Annotated in this window: 4 protein-coding genes; 1 reads left to right on the top strand and 3 read right to left on the bottom strand. The window is 39.1% G+C overall.

What is annotated here, in order from left to right; all coding sequences use genetic code 11:
• Window positions 1-75: 75 nt before the first annotated feature.
• On the bottom strand, window positions 76-600 hold the full coding sequence (locus tag QT979_RS28715) for an IS630 family transposase (RefSeq protein ID WP_333312370.1): 525 nt from the start codon (window positions 598-600) through the stop codon (window positions 76-78).
• A gap of 11 nt (window positions 601-611) precedes the next feature.
• Window positions 612-1,007, bottom strand: coding sequence for a helix-turn-helix domain-containing protein (locus tag QT979_RS28720; RefSeq protein WP_333312371.1), 396 nt, complete (start codon window positions 1,005-1,007; stop codon window positions 612-614).
• 71 nt (window positions 1,008-1,078) lie between these two features.
• On the opposite strand from QT979_RS28720, the gene QT979_RS28725 reads away from it, so the two are divergent.
• On the top strand, window positions 1,079-1,366 hold the full coding sequence (locus tag QT979_RS28725) for a transposase (RefSeq protein WP_333312372.1): 288 nt from the start codon (window positions 1,079-1,081) through the stop codon (window positions 1,364-1,366).
• Between the two features lie 345 nt (window positions 1,367-1,711).
• Here the strand turns inward: QT979_RS28725 and ebsA are convergent, their stop codons facing one another.
• Complete coding sequence (gene ebsA / locus QT979_RS28730; protein ID WP_006634686.1) at window positions 1,712-2,086, bottom strand: type IV pilus biogenesis protein EbsA; 375 nt, start codon at window positions 2,084-2,086, stop codon at window positions 1,712-1,714.
• Window positions 2,087-2,415: the final 329 nt, after the last annotated feature.

Raw genomic sequence — 2,415 nt, forward strand, 5'->3', positions numbered from 1 at the left:
AGTAATGGCTTTTTTCCGTGAGGCTATTTCTGCCCATTCTTGTGACTTGGCTCGGCCTGATCTCATTCCCGAATTTCAGACCTGAATCCTTACGGCATCTATTTCGAGCCATTGATATTTGATAAACCGCCACAAAATCTCAATTAAATTCAATTCAGGTGAATAAGTAGGCAATTCAAATATAGTTAAACCGCGTTCTTTCCATTCTTCAATTTTCTCGAAAATGGCATTGCTAGTATGGATAGAAGCTTGATCTAGTACAATAACTGTTGGCCGCTCCACCACATCAAAGAAAGTATCTATGCAGGCTATGATTACATCAGAATTAATAGTCTGCTCTGAAACATAAGCAGGTCGAGTGTTTTGCCGATTCATGATTCCCAAGACATTTAAACGCTTTGTTCTACGACTATCAATTGACAAATATTCACCAATATCTTGCCATCCATAAGGGACACAAGGGATGCCACAAAATCCGGACTCATCCAAATAGTATAAATCAATTTTTCCCTCATCTTCTAATTGTTTTAATTCTGACAACTTTTCTTTTTTTCCCTTGTATTCTATGGGGTCTGGCTTGCCGCCAACACCTCGACGCATCCTATGCCAACTCATCCTTTTTTTTTAATTATTCTCTTAATTGTTTCTGTACTTATATTAACAGACCATTCTTTTTTGATTTTTTGTACTACTTGCTTTAATTGTTTGGGTTGCAATTTTACCCAGTCTCTAATTTGATCTGATTGTGCGGAATTAAATGTTTCTTTTCTGCCTCTACCTGGTTTATTATATAATCCGAGCATTCCCTCATCTTCCCATCGATTCAACCAGTTATACATAGTCTTATAACTAACTTTAAAAATTTTCATTAAATTTTCATTCTTGATATTTTGTGAAGCCAAAATTAAAAAATGTGCTCTTTGGCGCACTTGATGATGTCTGCTTTCGCGATAAATTCGGTTTAGCAATTTTAAGGAAAGGGGGTTAATATCTCGAAGTAAAAACATATAAAACCTCTTTAAACACAACTTGATGTTTTTTATTATATCATATTAGTTGTTTGTGTAATTAATTTTGTTTGACTACTTATGAGGCAGTATCCATCCCTAGTGGAAAAAGTTTTTTTTGGGAGTTTTCGCATTTAGACAAAGTTTGTTTTGAAGCATATTTACAACTTTTGTCAAGACAATATCCTCATGAATTACACATCATTCAAGTAGATAACGCACCCGCTCATAATTTAAGCTCATCTGAATTACCAGACAATATCATTTTACTATTTCAGCCTCCGGCTTGTCCTGAAGTAAATCCCACAGAAAGAGTGTGGGAATATCTGAAAGATTTTTTAGCGAAAGTCAGTGTTTAGTAATCTGGACGAACTTCGCATAAGAGTCCAGGAAATTTTGGTATCTTTCACCGATCGTGTCATTGGTTTTCTCACCGGATGGTCTTGGATTTTACATTCTTTATCTCTATCACATCTTTAAAAAAATGGTATTACACTATTGGTGCGCCAGTTATAGCGCCCCTCAATCGATTTTAGATTTTAGATTTAGATTTTAGATTGAAGAAAGCGACCCCACTGATAAATCCGGGGGCTGGCGATCGGGATTCGGAGCTTTTTTCTCGATCCACGAATCAATCCGGGGGCCCCGGATTAAATTGCTTGATTGTCAATTGCAGGCTTTCAGGAATGCGGTTGCGGTGAAAGTTATTCATCCATTCGCATCAGCTTGCGGTAAAACGTTTTAGAAAAATCGACGGTACGAGTTCGCTGAAAAGTCAGGAGAACCTCAATTAAGCAACTAACAAACTCAGAGCTTTGCATAGTCACTTCGTAGCTGAGTTCAGCATTGCCGTCAAACAACACCCGACAGCGGGTTAAGTCGATCGGCAGCGACGAGATATTCCAACTAGCGACAAAGGGCACGCTCTCCCCGCCGTCAATTTTTCTTGCCCCCTCCAAGCTTTTGAGCTTGTAGAGGCCAATAGCGTGCGGTAAAAACTTGCGCCTGGGCTCTTGACAGAAAGGCGCGTAGACTTTCACTTCTTTGTCATCGGCTGGCTTGAGTTGAGGAATAGACATATTTCCACCTTAGACAATTATTACTAACAGATAGTTTAGATCCCCAGAAAAAACTAGCAGATATTCCTGGTCGATCGCAAGCAAAAGTCAGTCGATTTTAGATTTTAGATTTTAGATTTTAGATTTACAGCACAAAAGATGAATCTGCCAGCAAGAAGGGGAGTTGAAAATTTGGGGTGGCGAACAACTGAAGTCTGGAGGCTTGTATCCATTTGCGGGTAAAGCCAAATACTTTATGCAGCACCCGTTTACCAAGAGACTGTTGGCGAATGTCTGAGGGGTTTCACCCCTCAGACATCGCCGTCCTGAATAGGCAGAATGATTGTGTA

The sequence above is a fragment of the Microcoleus sp. w2-18bC1 genome (assembly GCF_036700365.1).
Taxonomy (GTDB): Bacteria; Cyanobacteriota; Cyanobacteriia; order Cyanobacteriales; family Microcoleaceae; genus Microcoleus.

Bases quoted from the DNA above. Each gene is read 5' to 3' on its own strand.
- QT979_RS28720 (WP_333312371.1), bottom strand. From the start codon at position 1,007: ATGTTTTTACTTCGAGATATTAACCCCCTTTCCTTAAAATTGCTAAAC.
- ebsA (WP_006634686.1), bottom strand. From the start codon at position 2,086: ATGTCTATTCCTCAACTCAAGCCAGCCGATGACAAAGAAGTGAAAGTC.
- QT979_RS28715 (WP_333312370.1), bottom strand. From the start codon at position 600: ATGCGTCGAGGTGTTGGCGGCAAGCCAGACCCCATAGAATACAAGGGA.